Here is a 1,995-nt window from a genome sequence, read left to right on the forward strand (position 1 = left end):
GCGGAGGCGACGCCGGTGGTCTTGGTGCGGCCGGTGAGGATGCGGTTGACGGCCTCCACCGCGAGCGGCGCGCTGATGGCGTAGATGTCCTGACCGGTGGCGGACAGGCGGCGTTCGGTGCCGCCGGAGCGGACCAGGACGTCGACGACGAAGGTCTGCGCGGAGCGGCCGCGCTCGTCGACGGCGGTGGGTGCCGAGGCGTCAGGAGTGGACAGGTCTCCGGCAGCCTTGGCGGCCATGTAGGTGCGCACCTCTGGGATGGCTAGGTGGCTGGGAATGGTGACGACGTCGGCCATGGTGAACTCGCCGATGACCTTCTGAGGGCCGAGCGGGGCCGGGAAGGGCCATTCCAGGGTGGGCAGGGCGTCGTCGTGGTACTCCAGCCGTCCGTCGGTGTAGCGGACGCGGCGGCCGCCCCGTCGCTGCCCGGAGACCACGCCGGAGGCGAGTGTTCCGGCGGTGGGGTGCCAGCTGTTCAGGCCGTAGGCGATGTGCGCCTCGTCGGCTGCTGTCCAGTCGCCCATCGCGGTGGTGACCAGCAGGTCGCCGAGGCCGCCGTAGAAGGCCATCGCCGGGACCACCACGGTGCCCGCGGCGCGGGCGCGCTCGGCGAAGTGCGCGAAGGTGTCGACGTTCGCCTCGATCTCGGCCGCCACGTCGACATACGGGATGCCTGCGCGCAGCGCCGCCTCGACCAGCGGGGCGCCGGTCGAGGCGAAGGGCCCGGCACAGTTGATCACGGCGACCGCGCCGTTCAGCGCGCGGTCGAGCGAGGCCGGATCGTCAACCGAAGCCTGCCGCGCCTCGAGCCCTGGATTGGCGTGCGCCAGCGCCTGCAGCTTGTGCTGGTCGCGACCGAGGAGCAGCGGGTGGTATCCGCGCTCGCGCAACTCCGCTACCACGAACCGCCCGGTGTGCCCGTAGGCGCCGAACACCGCCACGTTCCGACCCGATCCCATATCCGCTCCCACCTGCTCAAAGTGATCCACGTCGGAAATCCTGTCCCAGCGGGCTCACTGGTGCCAGCGTCCGGAACGACATGACCCGTACAATTCCGGACATGAGTTCTGTCCCGCGCTCCGTCGCCCTCGCCGCTACCGACGGGATGCTCCACTTCGAGCTGGGCCTGGCCTACGAGGTGTTCGGCTCCCGCCCGGACGCCGTGCCGGGCCCCTGGTACGACGTCAGTGTGTGCGGCACGCATGCCGTCCGGGTCGGCCGGTTCCTGCTGGAGCCCGACTGCGGGCTGGACCGGCTGGCGCACTCCGGCACCGTGATCGTCCCCGCCTTGGCGGACGTCGAGGAGGACCCGCCGGCCGACCTGGTCGAGGCGGTGCGCGCGGCTCACGAGTCGGGCGCGCGGGTGGTCTCCCTGTGCACGGGCGTGTTCGTGCTCGCCGCCGCCGGCCTGCTGGACGGGCTGCGCGCGACCACACACTGGGCCCACACCGAGGAGCTCGCCACGCGCTATCCCCGGGTGGAGGTCGACCGGGACGTGCTCTACGTCGACAACGGCAACGTGCTCACGTCCGCGGGCAAGGCCGCAGCGATGGACCTGTGCCTGCATCTGGTCCGCCGCGATCACGGCTCGGCGATCGCCAACGTGGTCGCCCGCCGTCTGGTCGTGCCGCCTCACCGGGCCGGCGGCCAGGCCCAGTTCGTCGCCACACCGGTGCCCGCCCAGGACGGCCATCCCCTGGCCGAGCTCCTCGCCTGGGTGATGCGCCGACTGGACCAGCCGCTCACCGTGGAGAACCTGGCCCGCCAGGCGAACATGAGCTCGCGCCACCTGACCCGCCACTTCCGCTCGATAACCGGCACCACCCCGCTGCAGTGGCTGATGACCCAGCGGATCCGCCGCGCACAGGAACTGCTGGAGACCACCCACGACAGCATCGACACCATCGCCTCGGCCACGGGCATGGGCACGGCGACGACACTGCGCCGCCACTTCCACCGCACGATCGGCGTACCACCGGACACCTACCGCCGCAC

Annotated in this window: 2 protein-coding genes; one reads left to right on the forward strand and one right to left on the reverse strand. The window is 71.7% G+C overall.

Features of this window, described 5'->3' with window-relative positions:
• The coding region (locus ACIBVN_RS60780; protein ID WP_397152017.1) for a saccharopine dehydrogenase family protein at nt 1-959 on the reverse strand (959 nt) is incomplete at its 3' end.
• A 101-nt stretch (nt 960-1,060) separates the two neighbouring features.
• Here ACIBVN_RS60780 and ACIBVN_RS60785 point away from each other — a divergent pair.
• Nucleotides 1,061-1,995, forward strand: a 935-nt coding sequence (locus ACIBVN_RS60785; protein ID WP_397152019.1) for a helix-turn-helix domain-containing protein, incomplete at its 3' end; no start/stop codon positions are given.

This window comes from Nonomuraea sp. NPDC049400, assembly GCF_044466425.1.
In the GTDB taxonomy this organism is placed as follows: Bacteria; Actinomycetota; Actinomycetes; order Streptosporangiales; family Streptosporangiaceae; genus Nonomuraea.